The organism is Stenotrophomonas indicatrix, assembly GCA_041545745.1.
GTDB classification, from domain to species: domain Bacteria; phylum Pseudomonadota; class Gammaproteobacteria; order Xanthomonadales; family Xanthomonadaceae; genus Stenotrophomonas; species Stenotrophomonas indicatrix_A.
Genome location: CP168152.1, coordinates 2,146,242 through 2,161,173, shown reverse-complemented (window position 1 = coordinate 2,161,173; position 14,932 = coordinate 2,146,242). Strand labels below are relative to the sequence as shown.

The 14,932-nt window shown below is 66.5% G+C and carries 17 protein-coding genes; 13 read left to right on the top strand and 4 right to left on the bottom strand.

What is annotated here, in order from left to right; genetic code table 11:
- Positions 1 to 33: 33 nt before the first annotated feature.
- The 3 genes from ACEF39_RS09975 to flgA form a co-directional block, all read right to left on the bottom strand.
- Entirely contained in the window at positions 34 to 372 is a 339-nt protein-coding gene (locus ACEF39_RS09975; protein ID WP_025879114.1) for a flagella protein, read from the bottom strand.
- On the bottom strand, positions 369 to 674 hold the full coding sequence (flgM, locus tag ACEF39_RS09970) for a flagellar biosynthesis anti-sigma factor FlgM (protein ID WP_025879113.1): 306 nt from the start codon (positions 672 to 674) through the stop codon (positions 369 to 371). Before flgM ends, ACEF39_RS09975 begins: the two co-directional genes overlap by 4 nt.
- Before the next feature lie 75 nt (positions 675 to 749).
- Entirely contained in the window at positions 750 to 1,406 is a 657-nt protein-coding gene (gene flgA, locus ACEF39_RS09965) for a flagellar basal body P-ring formation chaperone FlgA (RefSeq protein ID WP_500287829.1), read from the bottom strand.
- A 132-nt stretch (positions 1,407 to 1,538) separates the two neighbouring features.
- Between flgA and ACEF39_RS09960 the strand changes: the two genes are divergently transcribed.
- The 12 genes from ACEF39_RS09960 to flgL all read left to right on the top strand — a co-directional run bounded on the left by ACEF39_RS09960 (position 1,539) and on the right by flgL (position 13,301).
- Positions 1,539 to 2,483 (top strand): chemotaxis protein, encoded by a 945-nt coding sequence (locus ACEF39_RS09960; RefSeq protein ID WP_089241055.1) that lies wholly within the window; start codon positions 1,539 to 1,541, stop codon positions 2,481 to 2,483.
- Between the two features lie 150 nt (positions 2,484 to 2,633).
- Positions 2,634 to 3,029 carry a flagellar basal body rod protein FlgB gene (gene flgB, locus ACEF39_RS09955; RefSeq protein WP_025879110.1) on the top strand — a complete coding sequence of 132 codons (396 nt, stop codon included), beginning with the start codon at positions 2,634 to 2,636 and terminating at the stop codon, positions 3,027 to 3,029.
- A gap of 3 nt (positions 3,030 to 3,032) precedes the next feature.
- Positions 3,033 to 3,440: a flagellar basal body rod protein FlgC gene (gene flgC, locus ACEF39_RS09950; protein WP_025879109.1), complete on the top strand. Its 408-nt coding sequence runs from the start codon at positions 3,033 to 3,035 to the stop codon at positions 3,438 to 3,440.
- A gap of 23 nt (positions 3,441 to 3,463) precedes the next feature.
- Positions 3,464 to 4,147 carry a flagellar hook assembly protein FlgD gene (locus tag ACEF39_RS09945; RefSeq protein ID WP_500287828.1) on the top strand — a complete coding sequence of 228 codons (684 nt, stop codon included), beginning with the start codon at positions 3,464 to 3,466 and terminating at the stop codon, positions 4,145 to 4,147.
- Positions 4,148 to 4,179: 32 nt separating this feature from the next.
- Entirely contained in the window at positions 4,180 to 5,403 is a 1,224-nt protein-coding gene (gene flgE, locus ACEF39_RS09940) for a flagellar hook protein FlgE (RefSeq protein ID WP_500287827.1), read from the top strand.
- A gap of 32 nt (positions 5,404 to 5,435) precedes the next feature.
- Positions 5,436 to 6,185: a flagellar basal body rod protein FlgF gene (locus ACEF39_RS09935; RefSeq protein WP_025879106.1), complete on the top strand. Its 750-nt coding sequence runs from the start codon at positions 5,436 to 5,438 to the stop codon at positions 6,183 to 6,185.
- 103 nt (positions 6,186 to 6,288) lie between these two features.
- Entirely contained in the window at positions 6,289 to 7,074 is a 786-nt protein-coding gene (gene flgG, locus ACEF39_RS09930) for a flagellar basal-body rod protein FlgG (RefSeq protein WP_025879105.1), read from the top strand.
- Between the two features lie 22 nt (positions 7,075 to 7,096).
- On the top strand, positions 7,097 to 7,789 hold the full coding sequence (gene flgH / locus ACEF39_RS09925; protein WP_500287826.1) for a flagellar basal body L-ring protein FlgH: 693 nt from the start codon (positions 7,097 to 7,099) through the stop codon (positions 7,787 to 7,789).
- 155 nt (positions 7,790 to 7,944) lie between these two features.
- On the top strand, positions 7,945 to 9,018 hold the full coding sequence (locus tag ACEF39_RS09920; protein WP_500287825.1) for a flagellar basal body P-ring protein FlgI: 1,074 nt from the start codon (positions 7,945 to 7,947) through the stop codon (positions 9,016 to 9,018).
- Position 9,019: 1 nt separating this feature from the next.
- Positions 9,020 to 10,213, top strand: coding sequence for a flagellar assembly peptidoglycan hydrolase FlgJ (gene flgJ / locus ACEF39_RS09915; RefSeq protein ID WP_500287824.1), 1,194 nt, complete (start codon positions 9,020 to 9,022; stop codon positions 10,211 to 10,213).
- Positions 10,214 to 10,221: 8 nt separating this feature from the next.
- Positions 10,222 to 12,102, top strand: a complete 1,881-nt coding sequence (flgK, locus tag ACEF39_RS09910; protein WP_500287823.1) for a flagellar hook-associated protein FlgK — start codon at positions 10,222 to 10,224, stop codon at positions 12,100 to 12,102.
- A complete protein-coding gene (gene flgL / locus ACEF39_RS09905; protein WP_500287822.1) occupies positions 12,099 to 13,301 on the top strand; it encodes a flagellar hook-associated protein FlgL in 1,203 nt (400 codons plus the stop codon). The genes flgK and flgL overlap by 4 nt, the downstream gene beginning before the upstream one ends.
- 162 nt (positions 13,302 to 13,463) lie before the next feature.
- Here flgL and ACEF39_RS09900 read toward each other — a convergent pair whose 3' ends face one another.
- Positions 13,464 to 13,637, bottom strand: a complete 174-nt coding sequence (locus tag ACEF39_RS09900; RefSeq protein WP_500287821.1) for a hypothetical protein — start codon at positions 13,635 to 13,637, stop codon at positions 13,464 to 13,466.
- A 31-nt stretch (positions 13,638 to 13,668) separates the two neighbouring features.
- Here ACEF39_RS09900 and ACEF39_RS09895 point away from each other — a divergent pair, with 31 nt between their 5' ends.
- Complete coding sequence (locus ACEF39_RS09895; protein ID WP_500287820.1) at positions 13,669 to 14,889, top strand: flagellin; 1,221 nt, start codon at positions 13,669 to 13,671, stop codon at positions 14,887 to 14,889.
- The last annotated feature ends 43 nt before the right edge of the window (positions 14,890 to 14,932 follow it).

Here is a 14,932-nt window from a genome sequence, read left to right as displayed (position 1 = left end):
CGCCATCGGGCGGTCAGCCGACCGCCGGTCCTGTCAGGCGACGGCGAGCGGCCGCCGCGCGGTGACGGTATGCGACTGGCCCTTGGCATCGTATGCCGAGGACTCTTCAGTGCGGCCCATCTGGCGCAGTGCCCAGTTGACCTCGCGCCGGCGCCGCGACAGCAGCACACCGTTGGCGCGGTTACGCTCGGCCAGTTCCTGCAGCTGCTCGCCCTCGCCCACCGGTGGCGCGCCTTCCAGCGCACGCAGCGCTTCCAGCTTCGCACCGGTGGCGCGGATCAGGGCATGCACGTCGTGCTCGACCAGGGCCTGGCGTTCAACGTCCAGGGCCTGGGCAAGGCGCTGCAGCGGCTCGCTCATCGCCGCGGTCATCCTTGCAGCTGCTGGTCCAGTTCAAGCATGCGCGAAGCGATCGCGTCCGGATTGATCTTGTAGGTGCCGTTCTGCAGCGATTCGCGCACCGCTGCAACACGCTGGGCGTCGATCGCCGGAGCGGTGCTCAGCTCACGCTCGATGGCCTGCAGGTTGGTGGCTTCGCCGGTCAGGCGCAGGCTGTCGGCCGCCTCGACTGGACGTGCCGCCGAATCGGTGCTGACGCCGGGCTTGGCGGCCGGGGTGGTCACGCTGCGCAGTGCCTGGGGGACCTGCAGGTTGCCGTCGATTTTCTGGCTCATGGGGTGTCCTGGAGTTGCCGTACACAAGGGATAACGGCCGCAGGGCCGTGATCTTTAGGGGAATTCTGCATTATTTCAACGCGCCACGATTACGTCACCGGTCGCGTCCACCGTGCCCTGCACGATACGGCGCGAGGACAGGTTTTCCACCGAGACGCGCTCGTTCTGCCCGGCATCGCCCAGTGCGCGTCCGGCGATGCGGACCTCGACCGAACCACGCCGCGATACCAGCGCCACACTGTCTCCTCGCTTGATGAGACGCTGTGCAACCAGATCGTTGCTCGACAACAGTGTTCCCGCCGGCAGCGGCCGACGGGCGATGCGGCCGATCGCTGCGGCAGGATCGGCCAGCACTGCACCGGCAATCCGTGCCGCGTCACGCTGGGCAGTACTGATATCGGCGGCGGCGATGGATTCTCCAGTGCCAATGCCACGGGTCAGCACCAGCACGGTCTGGTTGCGGCGCACCTTCACCGGCACGAACAGGCGCCAGCCGCCGGTATCGGGGCAACTCACCTCCACCGTGGTGTTGGCCGTGGGCTGCACCTGCAAAGCGCCGCCACATTTGGGAAGACGCAGCGCATCGGCGACGACAGCCTCACCTTCGGTACCTGCGGCCAGGGTCGACAGTGCCGCAGCACGGATGCTGGCCACCGGCTGCCAGTCGGCTGCGGTTGCCCACGGCGTGGCCACGGCCATGGCAGTGGCAAGGAAAAGAACAATGCGGCGCATGGCGCCTCCTGTCGGTAAGACCTGGCCCAGACGCGTGCAAGCTGCGTGCCACAGGCACAGTGCGGACAGCTTCCCGGCCCCGGCGCTGCACAGGCCCTCAAGTTCCACCCTGCCCGCGCCGATACAGCAGCCATGTCCCATGACCTGCTCAACCGGATCGACCAGCGAACCCGACTGGCCGGCCACAATCGCCTGGCGCTGCTGCTGTTCCGCCTCGGCGGACGTCAGCTTTTTGGCGTCAATGTCTTCAAGGTGCAGGAAGTGCTGCGCCGCCCGGAACTGTTCCAGGTGCCTGGCCTGCCCGGCCAGTTCGCCGGCGTGGCCGATGTACGCGGCCGTTCGGTGCCGGTACTGGACCTGGGCCTGGCCATCGGCCACCCCGAGCGCGAGCCGGATGCGGACACTGCCCCGGGCTATCTGGTGGTGACCGAGTTCAACCGCTCGATCCAGGGCTTCCTGGTCAGCGGCGTGGAGCGCATCGTCAACATCGCGGTGGAAGACATCCACCCGCCGCCGGAACTGGGCGCCGAATCCAGCTACCTGACCGCAGTGACCCGCTTCCAGGGCGAGCTGATCCAGGTGATCGACGTGGAAAGCGTGCTGGCCGACATCGCCCAGGTGCGCGGTGAAGCGGTGCTCGACCCGGCCATGGCGATGCCCGCCGATGCCCCGCAGCTGCAGGTGCTGGTGGTGGATGACTCGCGGGTGGCGCGCCAGCAGATCCGCAGCGTGCTGGACCAGCTGGGGGTGGGCGCAACCCTGCTCTCGGACGGCAAGCAGGCGCTGGACCACCTGCTGCAGATCCACGCCTCGGGTGAAAATCCGGCCGATCGCTACGCCATGGTGATCTCGGACATCGAGATGCCGGCGATGGACGGCTACACGCTGACGACGGAAATCCGGCGCCACGCTGGCCTGTCCGGGCTGTACGTGCTGCTGCATACCTCCCTGTCGGGCGTATTCAACAATGCGATGGTCGAGCGCGTGGGTGCCAATGCCTTCGTCGCCAAGTATTCGCCGCACGAGCTGGCCGACTTCGTGCTGGACCGCCTGCGCAAGGTGGCGATGGCGGCCTAAGGCCGCCCGTGGGGTCGGACCCCCGAAGGGGCTCCGACCCCATACATCGCAATGCGTGACCCTCGGGGTCAGAGCCCTGCGGGGATCTGACCCCACGCCTTTGGCACACCGCTTGCAGCTTCCCGGGCAATGTTCCCGTGGGAGTGCACCGTGCGCAACCTGATTACCGACTACCTGGGCGTCCATGCCCAGGCAATGCCGTTGCGCGAACAGCGCATGAAGCTGATCGCCAGCAACCTCGGCAATGCCGACACCCCCGGCTACAAGGCCCAGGACCTGGACTTCGATTCGGCCCTGCGCCATGCGCAGGGGCTCGATGCCAACGGCCTGATGACCACCACCAACGAGCAGCACTACGAAATCGGTAGTGGCCTCAACCCGTTCCAGGTGGCCCGCGAGGGCGTACAGCCCAGCATCGACGGCAACACCGTCGACCCCGATGCCGAACGCGCCGCCTACGGCCGCGCCGCCCTGGAATACCGCGCATCGCTGAGCTTCGTCGAAAGCAAGGTGCGTTCCATGCTCACCGCGATCACGGGGCAATAAGCCATGAGCAACCTGCCGATCTTCGATATCGCCGGCTCCGCGCTGCAGGCGCAGTCGGTGCGCATGAGCACCATCGCCTCCAACCTGTCCAACGCTGACAGCATCGCCGGCTCGGCCGACGCGGTGTACAAGCCGCTGGAACCGATCTTCCAGGCGGTGACCAGCAAGACCGACCCGAACATCACCTCGGTGCAGGTCAAGGAAATCACCCAGAGCAACGCGGCGCCGATCAAGCGCTACGAGCCGGGCCATCCGCTGGCCGACGGCGATGGCTACATCTACCAGCCCGACGTCGATCCGGTGGCGCAGATGGTCAACCTGATCTCCACCTCGCGCAATTACCAGGCCGGCGTGGAGATGTTGACCACCGCCAAGGAACTGGCCCTGGCCACCCTGACCATGGGCCGCTGAGGCCCGCTGCACCGGACACCGCCATGACCACTGCCGTCAACAACCAGAGCAACCAGGACGTCTACGCCGCACTCGGCCTGAACGCCCCCAACAGCAACGCCACCAAAAAGAAGAACACGCTGGACCAGGCCGATTTCCTGCGCCTGATGACCGAGCAGCTGCAGCACCAGGATCCGCTGAAGCCGATGGACAACACGCAGATGGTCTCGCAGATGGCGCAGATGTCGACCGTGCAGGGCATCACCGATCTGAACAAGTCGGTGAAGGGCTTCCAGGAGTCGATGGCCAGCGACCAGGTGCTGCGTGGCGCAGCACTCGTCGGCCACCAGGTGCTGGTGCCGTCGGAAAAGCTGGTGCTGGAGAAGGAAGGCTCGGTGGAAGGCACGGTTGCCGCACCTGCCGCCGGCATCGTCACCGTGGACGTCACCGACGCCAACGGCGCCAAGATCACCTCGATCAGCGTTGAAGCCAAGGCTGCCGGCGAGACCGCGTTCACCTGGGACGGCAAGGATGCCAACGGCAAGCGCATGGAGCCGGGCAAGTACAACATCGTCGCCAACCACGTCGACACCACCGGCAAGAGCACCAAGCTTTCAACCTTCGTGCAGGCACCGGTGGAAAGCGTGACCGTCGGTTCCGATGGCCTCTACCTGAACCTCAAGGGCCTGGGCACGGCCCCTCTCGACTACGTGCTCCGCGTCAGCTGAGCCGCACCTACCGCATCCAACAGGAGCATTCCATGGGCTTCAACATTTCCCTGTCCGGCATCAACGCTGCCAACTCGGACCTGAGCGTCACCGCCAACAACGTGGCCAACGTCAACACCACCGGCTTCAAGCAGTCGCGTGCGGAGTTCGCCGACCTGTTCGCCGCCACCAGCTACGGCCTGTCCAAGAACGCGATCGGTTCGGGTGTGCGCGTCTCCAACGTGGCCCAGCAGTTCATCCAGGGCAACAACGAGCAGACCGGCCGCAGCCTGGACATGGCCATTTCCGGTGAGGGCTTCTTCACCATGAACATGAACGGTGCACGCGTCTATTCGCGCGCCGGCAACTTCCAGACCGACGCCGCCGGCTACGTGGTCAACCCGCAGGGCGCACGCCTGCAGGTGTTCGCACCGAACGCCGACGGCACCAACTTCGACGCCGGCCGCCTGGTCGACCTGCAGCTGCTGACCACCGACAGCCCGCCCAAGCAGACCAGCGAAGTCAAGGTTGGTTTCACCCTGCCGGGCAATGCCAAGCAGCCGACGGTGACCACCTTCGACCCCACCAATTCCAACAGCTACAGCCACTCCAGCGGTGGCATCACCGTGTATGACTCGCTGGGCGTCAGCCACACCCAGGTGTCCTACTTCGTCAAGGAAGCGGCCACCAACGCCTGGACGGTGCACAACTACGTCGATGGCCAGCCGGCCGGCACGCCGACCCCGCTGACCTTCGACAACGCCGGCAAGCTGACCGCACCGGCCAACGGCACGATCAGCCTGGGCACCTTCACCCCGACCACCGGCGCCGGCGTGTTGAACATGACGCTGGATGTGAGCGGCTCGACCCAGTACGGCGAGAAGTTCGCCCTGCGCAACACCCAGCAGGATGGCTACGCGGCCGGCAAGCTCAACGAGATCACCGTTTCCGAAACCGGCGTGGTGTTCGCCCGCTATTCCAACGGCGACGACAAGCCGCTGGGCCAGGTTGCACTGACCAGCTTCAACAATCCGCAGGGCCTGGAACAGAAGGGCAACAACCTGTGGGTGGAGACCTTCGATTCGGGCACGCCGCGCACCGGCGCCGCCGACACCTCCAACCTCGGCAAGATCCAGGCCGGTTCGCTGGAATCGTCCACCGTCGACCTGACCGAACAGCTGGTCAACATGATCACCGCGCAGCGCAACTTCCAGGCCAACGCGCAGATGATCACGACCCAGGACCAGATCACCCAGACCGTCATCAACATCCGTTGATGACCTGCTGACCCTGTCACGGAACTCCCCGCATGGATAAAGCCCTTTACGTGGCGATGACCGGTGCCCGCGCCTCCCTGCAGGCGCAGGGAACGCTCAGCCACAACCTCGCCAACTCGGACACCCCCGGCTTCAAGGAAGCGCTGGCCAATACCGAAGCCTTCCCGATCCGTGGCCCGGGCTTTGCCTCGCGGGTGGATGCACTGCACGTCGATGCGGGCTTCAACCGCACGGCCGGCGCGCAGCACATCACCGGCAAGCCGCTGGACCTGTCATTGCAGACCGGCACCTGGCTTGCCGTGCAGTCCACCGATGGCAGCGAGGCGTACACCCGTGGCGCCGCGCTGTCGGTGACCCCGAACGGCCAACTGGTGACCTCCAGCGGCCGCCCGGTGCTGGACGACAACAACAACCCGATCGCGATTCCGCCCTACCAGGCGATGGAGATCGGCAACGACGGCACGATCTCGATCATCCCGCAGGGCGAAGGCCCGCAGACGATGGCGATGATCGGCCGGATCAAGGTGGTGCAGGCGCCGGATGATCGCCTCGAACGCGGCCTGGATGGCCTGTTCCGCAATACCGATCCGCTGCAGCCGTTCGCCCAGGCGCAGGGCACGGCGGTGCACAGCGGCCAGCTGGAAGGCAGCAACGTCGATGCCGCCGGTGCGCTGGTGCAGATGATCCAGCTGCAGCGCCAGTACGAAATGCAGGTGCAGGTGATCAAGCACGGCGATGACAACGCGCGCAGCGCCAACAGCCTGTTGCGCCTGGGCAGCTGACGGAATTCCGGCACCGGCCTGTGCCGGTGCTGGCACGCCGCTTGCACCCCCTCCCCCATGGGCCGCACCGCGCGGCCGGCTTCACCCAGACAGGACTCCGAAGATGAACCAGGCATTGTGGATCGCGAAAACCGGACTGGATGCGCAGCAGATGCGCATGTCGGTGGTTTCCAACAACCTCGCCAACACCAACACCACCGGCTTCAAGCAGGACCGCGCCAGCTTCGAGGACCTGTTGTACCAGCAGGTGCGCCAGCCCGGTGGCTCCTCTTCGGCACAGACCCAGCTGCCCACCGGCCTGCAGATCGGCACCGGCGTGCGCGTGGTGGCCACCGCCAAGAACTTCGAGCAGGGCAGCCAGCAGCAGACCGGCCGCGCGCTTGACGTGATGGTCAACGGCCGCGGCTTCTTCGAAGTGCAGATGCCCGACGGCAGCTCGGCCTACACCCGCGACGGCTCGTTCAAGATCAACCAGGACAGCGAGCTGGTCACCAACAGCGGCTACCCGGTGCAGCCGGGCATCCAGATTCCCGAAGGCGCGCAGTCGGTGACCATCGGTACCGATGGCACCATCAGCGTGAAGATGGCTGACGGTGCGGCATCGGTGGAAGTGGGTGCGTTGACCCTTACCGACTTCGTCAATCCGGCGGGCCTGCAGGCACGCGGTGAAAACCTGTTCCTGGAGACCACGGCTTCTGGCCCGGCACAGAACGGCAATCCTGGCCTGAACGGCCTGGGCACCGTGGTGCAGGGTGCGCTGGAAGGCAGCAACGTCAACGTGGTGGAGGAGCTGGTGTCGATGATCGAAACCCAGCGCGCCTACGAAATGAACGCCAAGGCGATCTCGACCACCGACTCGATGCTCGGTTACCTCAGCAACAAGCTCTGACCGCCCTCACCGGGAAACTGCCATGTCGCCCCTTTCTTCCTTCGCCCGTACTGCCCTCGCCTGCGCCGTGGCTGCCCTGCTCGGTGGCTGCGTGATCGCTGGCGACGTGCGCCCCTATCCGACGATGGCGCCGTTGCAGCCGATCATGCCACCGCAGGCCGAACCGACCGCAGGCGCGATCTACGCCGCCGGCCCGACCCTGCAGCTGTATTCGGACCGCCGTGCGCGCGATGTCGGCGACCTGTTGACCATCACCCTGCTGGAAAACACCACCGCACAGACCAGCGCCAACACCGCCACCAACAAGGAATCGAACCTGAGCCTCGGCACGCCGTCGATTTTCGGTGCACCGGTCACCCTGGGCGGCAAGGACATCCTGAGTGCAACGGCCAAGGGCGCGCGTGACTTCACCGGCAAGGGCAACAGCGCGCAGAGCAACCGCCTGCAGGGCAACGTGACCGTGACGGTGGTGCAGCGCCTGCCCAACGGCAACCTGGTGGTGCAGGGGCAGAAGAACCTGCGCCTGAACCAGGGTGATGAGCTGGTGCAGGTACAGGGCATCGTGCGCCCCGGCGACATCAGCGCGGACAACACCGTGCCCTCCAGCCGCGTGGCCGAAGCGCGCATCGTCTATGGCGGCCGCGGCCCTGTTGCGCAGTCCAACGCGATGGGTTGGCTGAGCCGCTTCTTCAACTCCGGCCTGACGCCGTTCTGAGTATGGCCATGAAACTCTTCTTCTCTTCTTCCTGGCAGCGACGCAATAAATCACGCCCCGAGTCGGCGCGGCCGGTCACGGGCGCGTGGCGACGCGTTCTTCCAACCGGCGCACGTCGGTCATGGGGCGCGGCGTCGCTCTACTGTGGCGTGTTCATGATCTTCGCGGTGGTGGCCCCGGCCAGCGCCGAGCGCATCAAGGACCTGGCCCAGGTGGGTGGCGTGCGTGGCAATGCACTGGTGGGTTACGGCCTGGTGGTCGGCCTCGATGGCAGCGGTGACCGCACCAGCCAGGCGCCCTTCACCGTCCAGAGCCTGAAGAACCTGCTGGGCGAGCTCGGCGTCAACGTGCCGGCCAACGTCAACCCTCAGCTCAAGAACGTTGCAGCCGTGGCGATCCATGCCGAGCTGCCACCGTTCGCCAAGCCCGGCCAGCCGATCGACATCACCGTGTCCTCGATCGGCAACGCCGTGTCGCTGCGCGGCGGCTCGCTGCTGATGGCGCCGTTGCGCGGTGCCGATGGCCAGGTCTATGCGATCGCCCAGGGCAACCTGATCGTCGGCGGCTTCGGCGCCCAGGGCAAGGACGGTTCGCGCGTCTCGGTGAACGTGCCCAGCGTCGGCCGCATTCCCAACGGTGCGACCGTTGAACGCGCCCTGCCCGATGTGTTCGGCGCCAGCGGCGAGATCACCCTGAACCTGCACAACAGCGACTTCACCACCATCTCGCGGATGGTGGGCGCACTCAACAATGCCTTCGGCGAGGGCTCGGCCCGCGCCGTGGACGGTGGCACGGTTGCCGTGCGTGCGCCCACCGATGCCGGTGCGCGCATCGGCCTGCTGGCCCGTATCGAAAACCTGGAACTGACCCCGGGCGCCGCACCGGCCAAGGTGGTGGTCAACTCGCGTACCGGCACCGTGGTCATCGGCCAGCAGGTGCGGGTCGGGCCGGCCGCGATCTCGCATGGCTCCTTGACGGTGACCATCCAGGAAAACACCAACGTCAGCCAGCCCAACGCCTTTGCCGGTGGCCAGACCGTGGCCACCCCGCAGTCGACCATCACCGCCACCAACGATGGCAGCCGCATGTTCAAGTTCAACGGCGGCACCTCCCTGGACGAGATCGTGCATGCGGTGAACGCCGTTGGCGCGGCACCGGGTGACCTGATCGCGATCCTGGAAGCACTGAAGCAGGCCGGCGCCCTGAGCGCCGAGCTCGAGGTGATCTGACATGCGCATCACTCCCGCATTCGAACTGAGCCCGGCCCAGCAGAACGACCCGGCCAAGATCGACAAGGTCGCGCGCCAGCTTGAAGGCCAGTTCGCGCAGATGCTGGTCAAGAGCATGCGTGACGCCAGCTTCGGCGATTCGCTGTTCCCGGGTGAAAACAAGATGTTCCGGGAGATGTACGACCAGAAGATCGCCGAGGCGATGACCCGCGGCAAGGGGCTGGGCCTGTCGAGCATGATCACCCGCCAGCTGTCCGGCGCGCAGGCCGATGGCCCGGCGCTGGATACCCGGGTGGACCCGGCCAAGGCCAGCCGCGCCTACCAGTTAAACGCACCGGCCGCGCCGTCGCTGCCGCTGCAGGACGCCGGCCAGGCCGTGCGCATGCTGCAGCAGATGGCGGCCGGTGTGCAGGAGGGCGCGCAGTCCTCCGTCGCCCCGATGGAGCAGGCGCTGGACCTGATTGCAGGCCGGGAAAGCAGCGGCATGCACCGCTCGCTGGGCACCGACGACCCCTATGCCGGTGCCATCGCTGGCGCCGATTGGGCCGCTGCCAGCGACCAGTGGGCGCCGACCGCCAGCAACCGCGGCAGCAGCGGCACCCCGGCCGATGCACTGGCCACCCGCACCGCCGTCGCCCAGTTGGGCGCGCATACACCTGAAGGCTTCGTCGCCAGCATCTGGCAGCACGCGCAGAGCGCGGCCAAGGAACTGGGCGTGGACGCCCGCGCCCTGGTGGCCCAGGCCGCGCTGGAAACCGGCTGGGGCAAGCGCCAGATCAAGCATGCCGACGGCAGCACCTCGCACAACCTGTTCGGCATCAAGGCCACCGGCTGGAAGGGCCAGAGCGCCACTGCCGGCACCCATGAATATGTCGATGGCGTGCGCCGCAACGAGACCGCCAGCTTCCGCGCTTACACCTCGCCCGCAGAGAGCTTTGCCGACTACGTGCGCCTGCTGAAGACCAGCCCGCGCTACCAGCAGGCGCTGCAGGCCGGCACCGATGTACAGGGCTTCGCGCGCGGCCTGCAACGCGCCGGCTATGCCACCGATCCGCGCTACGCGGCCAAGATCGCCGCGATCGCCGGCGGCCCGACCATCGAGCGCGCCGTGGCCGCCGTGGCCGACGCCGGCTCACGCATCGGTCAGACCTTCGCCAGCACCGCAACCGCGGCGCTGGGTATCACCCGTCGTTGAGGAACCCCATGTCCAGCGTGCTTTCCACCGGTACCAGTGCCCTGCTCGCCTTCCAGCGTGCGTTGGCCACCACCAGCCACAACGTGGCCAACCTCAACACCCCCGGCTACAGCCGGCAGAAGGTCGACTTCGCCACTGCCACCCCGCAGAACTACGGCTACGGCGACGTTGGCAACGGCACGCGCATCGTCGACATCCGCCGCGCCGCCGACCAGCTGGCGATCTCGCGCCTGCTCGACAGCGGCGGCGAACTGGCACGCCTGAAGCAGCTTTCGGGCATGGCCGACCGGGTCAACGCCCTGTTCTCCGACGCGGCCACCAACGTGGCCGGGGTCTGGTCGAACTTCTTCGATACCGTCAGCGGCCTGTCCTCCAACGCGGCCGGCACTGCCGACCGGCAGAACATGCTTGATGGTGGCAAGGCGCTGGCCAACCGCTTCAGCCAGCTCAACACCCACCTGAACAACCTCAATGGCGAGGTCAACAATGGATTGATGGCCGGTGCCACCGAAGTCAACCGGCTGGCGTCGGAGATCGCGCAGATCAATGGCGCCATCGGCACCAACATCGCCAACGCCGCACCCGACCTGCTGGACCGCCGCGACCAGCTGATCTCGCAGCTGGTGGGCTACACCGGCGGCACCGCGGTGATCCAGGACGGCGGCATCATGAACGTCTACACCGCCGGCGGCCAGGCGCTGGTGGTGGGCACCACCGCATCGAAGGTCACCACGGTGGCCGACCCGTACCAGCCCGAGCGCCTGCAGCTGGCGCTGCAGACCCAGGGTGGCACCATCACCCTGGACCCGAAGGCCGTGGGCGGCCAGATCGGCGGCCTGCTCGAGTTCCGCGACACCGTGCTGACCCCGGCCCAGGCCGAACTGGGCAAGCTGGCTGTGGGCCTGGCCGAGACGTTCAACAGCACCCATCGCCAGGGCGTCGATCTGTACGGACAGATGGGCGGCGACTTCTTCAACATCGGCACGCCGCGTGTCACCGGCAATGCCGGCAACACCGGCACCGGCGCGATCACCGCCAGCTACGGCGACCTCGGCAAGCTGGAAGCGCAGAACATCGTGCTCAAGTTCGATGGCAGCAACTGGGCCGCCAGCCGCGCCGATACCGGCGCCAGCGTGCCGCTGACCGGCACCGGTACCGCTGCTGACCCGTTGCTCATCAACGGCGTGAAGCTGGTGGTCGGTGGTACCCCGGCAACCAACGATCGCTTCCTGCTGCAGCCGACGGCCGGCGTCGCCGGCAGCCTGGAGATGGCGATCACCGATCCGTCGCGCATTGCCGCGGCTGCCGCGATCAAGGGTGCGGCGGCACTGGCCAACACCGGTACCGGCAAACTGAGCGGCGTGACGGTGACCGACTCGGCCAACGCCAACCTGCGCAATCCTGCCGCCATCGTGTTCACCTCGGCCACCACCTACACCATCGATGGTGGCCCGCCGCAGACCTACACGCCCGGGCAGACCATCAGCGCCAACGGCTGGAGCTTCGTGCTCGATGGCGTGCCGAAGAATGGCGACACCTTCAACATCACCCCGACCCCGGCCGGCTCGTCGGACAACAGCAATGCCACCAAGCTGTCCAAGGTGGAATCGGCAAAGGCGTTCAACGCTGGCACGGTGACGCTGGGCGGCGCATTGGGCGGGCTGACCACCCAGGTCGGTGCGGCAGCGCGTTCGGCGGAGTATTCGCTGGGGGCGCAGCAGGTGATCGCCGACCAGGCACAGGCAGCGCGTGACGAAGTGTCTGGCGTCAACCTCGATGAGGAGGCGGCCGACATGCTGCGCCTGCAACAGGCCTACCAGGCCGCCTCGCAGCTGATCTCCACCGCCGATTCCATGTTCCAGACCATCCTGGGAGCCGTGCGCCGATGAGCAACCGCATCTCCACCGGAATGATGTACAGCCAGTCGGTGGCGCTGATGATGGCCAAGCAGGCCAAGCTCAGCCACCTGGAACAGCAGATCGCCACCGGAAGCAAGATCGTCAGCGCCAAGGACGATCCGGTCGCCGCAGGCGCTGCGGTCGGCCTGGACCGCAGCCTGGCCGCACTGGAACGCATGAAGCTCAACGGCAACAACGTGCAGAACCGCCTGGGCGTGCAGGAGAACACCCTGGCCCAGGTCAACGACCTGATGGCCCGCGTCAACGATCTGACCATCCAGGCCAGCAATCCCGCCTTGAGTGCGCCCGACAAGAAGACCCTGATCACCGAGTTGAACCAGATCCGCGAGGGCCTGCTGTCGCTGGCCAACAGCAGCGACGGCACCGGCCGCTACGTATTCGGCGGCACCAACGACAGTGATCCGCCGTTCGCCAAGATCGATGGCAAGGTGGTATATCGCGGTGACCAGACCCAGCGCCAGGTGGAGGTCGGCCCGGACACCTACGTGCGTGATGCGCTGCCCGGCAGCGAGATCTTCCTGCGCATCCCCACCGGCGATGGCTTCGTCGATGGCAGCGCAGCGACGGGCAACACCGGCAACGGCGTGCTGACCAACATCACCCGCGATGGCAGCGACAGCTGGAACGGGCAGTCGTTCAGCGTGCGCTTCACCGCGGCCGACCAGTACGAAGTGCTCGACGGTGCCGGCAACGTGACCGGCACCGGCACGTACAAAGCCGGCAGCGAACTGGAGATCAACGGCGTTCGCCTGCAGATCGCTGGCGCGCCAGCAACAGGTGACAGCTTCAACGTGCAGGCCGCCAGCAGCCGCGACATCTTCGGCACCATGGACAAGCTGATCGCCGCACTGGATGCCGATACCGGCACCCCGGCGAAGATGGCCGCGCAACAGAACGAACTGCAGAGCGCGTTGCGTGATGTCGGCCGCGCTGCGGAACGGATGATCGATTCGCGCGCCGCCGGCGGTTCACAGTTGAAAGCACTGGACAACGCGGCGGAGATGCGTGAGGCCAACGGTGTGACGCTGAAGACGACGCTGTCGCAGATGCGCGACCTGGACTACGCCGATGCATTGAGCCAGTACCAGTTGGAAAGCACTGCATTGCAGGCGGCACAGACACTGTTCTCGCAGATGCAGTCGATGTCGCTGTTCAACAAGATCCGCTGATTCCACGCGCCAGCGCTGGAGCCCAAGGCCGCGATGCCCTGCATCGCGGCCTTTTTCGTTTCCGCCGTGCATACGCCCCGCCGCCACCATTCAGCTTGCCGGGCCGACGCCGATACCCCTTCTGGCGCCGGCCAGATCCTGCCTGGCCGCCGTTTCGGAGCTTCACACCGACCGTTCCGGGTCGGCGGAAATCCCCGGAAAAACAGCTTTCAGCGACGAAATTCGGCTGCAACGAAATTCCCGGCTAAAGGTTGTTGACAAAGCGCCGTTATTCATTTGGCAACGGCGAAGCACACAGCCAAACAAAAAAATCAGGCGGCGCTTCGTTTCTTTCACCAACGGGTTCCACATAAGAGGAGACGACCCCATGGCACAGGTAATCAACACCAATACGATGTCGCTCAACGCTCAGCGCAACCTGAGCACCAGCGGCAGCTCGCTCGCTACCACCATCCAGCGCCTCTCGTCCGGCCTGCGCATCAACAGCGCGAAGGACGACGCCGCCGGTCTGGCCATCAGCGAGCGCTTCACCACCCAGATCCGCGGTCTGGACGTGGCCATCCGCAACGCCAACGATGGCATCTCGCTGGCCCAGGTGGCCGAGGGTTCGCTGAACGAAGTCGGCAACAACCTGCAGCGCATCCGTGAACTGGGCGTGCAGGCCTCCAACGCCACCAACTCGGCCAGCGACCGCAAGGCGCTGCAGGCTGAAGTGACCCAGCTGGTCAGCGAGATCGACCGCGTTGCCAAGCAGGCCGACTTCAACGGCACCAAGCTGCTGGACGGTTCGTTCACCAGCCAGCTGTTCCAGGTGGGCGCCAATGCCGGCCAGGCCATCGCCATCAACAGCGTGGTCAACGCCAAGGCCGATTCGCTGGGCGCGGCCAACTTCGCCAACGGCTACACCGGCACCAGCCTGGCTGCAGCCGACAAGGCCACCGCTGATACCACCTACTCCGGCCTGCAGATCTCGGTGACCCCGCCGGGCGGCGCCGCCACCACGGTCACCATCAGCGACTTCACCGTGAAGGCAGGCGAATCGATCACCTCGGCCACCGCGGCCGCGATCAACAACAAGCTGGGCGAAACCGGCGTGGTCGCCTCCGTCAACGCCGGCGTTGTCAGCCTGGCCTCGGTCAAGGACGGCCAGACCTTTGCCCTGGGTGTCAGCGCGGCCACCCCGCCGGCCGGCGTCACCGCCGCCACCATCGCCGGCCTGGGCCTGACCGAGACCAGCACCAACGGCGGCACGCTGACCGGCGCAACGGCCAGCTTCGTCAAGGATTTGAACGTCACCACGGCCGAGGGCGCACAGAAGGCGATGTCGATCGTCGACAAGGCCCTCGAATCGGTCAACAGCGTGCGCGCCGACCTCGGCGCGATCCAGAACCGCTTCACCTCGGTGGTCGCCAACCTGCAGACCTCCTCGGAGAACCTGTCCGCATCGCGCAGCCGCATCCGCGATACCGACTTCGCCAAGGAAACCGCCGAGCTGACCCGCACCCAGATCCTGCAGCAGGCCGGTACGGCCATGCTGGCCCAGGCCAACCAGGTACCGCAGAACGTGCTCAGCCTGTTGCAGCGCTGACATGAGCCGCCCCCGGGGCACGTCGGGGGCGTCTAACCCAACT

Bases quoted from the DNA above. Each gene is read 5' to 3' on its own strand.
- flgK (WP_500287823.1), top strand. From the start codon at position 10,222: ATGTCCAGCGTGCTTTCCACCGGTACCAGTGCCCTGCTCGCCTTCCAG.
- ACEF39_RS09975 (WP_025879114.1), bottom strand. From the start codon at position 372: ATGACCGCGGCGATGAGCGAGCCGCTGCAGCGCCTTGCCCAGGCCCTG.
- flgG (WP_025879105.1), top strand. From the start codon at position 6,289: ATGAACCAGGCATTGTGGATCGCGAAAACCGGACTGGATGCGCAGCAG.
- flgA (WP_500287829.1), bottom strand. From the start codon at position 1,406: ATGCGCCGCATTGTTCTTTTCCTTGCCACTGCCATGGCCGTGGCCACG.
- ACEF39_RS09895 (WP_500287820.1), top strand. From the start codon at position 13,669: ATGGCACAGGTAATCAACACCAATACGATGTCGCTCAACGCTCAGCGC.
- flgJ (WP_500287824.1), top strand. From the start codon at position 9,020: ATGCGCATCACTCCCGCATTCGAACTGAGCCCGGCCCAGCAGAACGAC.
- flgM (WP_025879113.1), bottom strand. From the start codon at position 674: ATGAGCCAGAAAATCGACGGCAACCTGCAGGTCCCCCAGGCACTGCGC.
- flgL (WP_500287822.1), top strand. From the start codon at position 12,099: ATGAGCAACCGCATCTCCACCGGAATGATGTACAGCCAGTCGGTGGCG.
- ACEF39_RS09935 (WP_025879106.1), top strand. From the start codon at position 5,436: ATGGATAAAGCCCTTTACGTGGCGATGACCGGTGCCCGCGCCTCCCTG.
- ACEF39_RS09945 (WP_500287828.1), top strand. From the start codon at position 3,464: ATGACCACTGCCGTCAACAACCAGAGCAACCAGGACGTCTACGCCGCA.
- flgC (WP_025879109.1), top strand. From the start codon at position 3,033: ATGAGCAACCTGCCGATCTTCGATATCGCCGGCTCCGCGCTGCAGGCG.
- flgH (WP_500287826.1), top strand. From the start codon at position 7,097: ATGTCGCCCCTTTCTTCCTTCGCCCGTACTGCCCTCGCCTGCGCCGTG.
- flgE (WP_500287827.1), top strand. From the start codon at position 4,180: ATGGGCTTCAACATTTCCCTGTCCGGCATCAACGCTGCCAACTCGGAC.
- ACEF39_RS09920 (WP_500287825.1), top strand. From the start codon at position 7,945: ATGATCTTCGCGGTGGTGGCCCCGGCCAGCGCCGAGCGCATCAAGGAC.
- ACEF39_RS09960 (WP_089241055.1), top strand. From the start codon at position 1,539: ATGTCCCATGACCTGCTCAACCGGATCGACCAGCGAACCCGACTGGCC.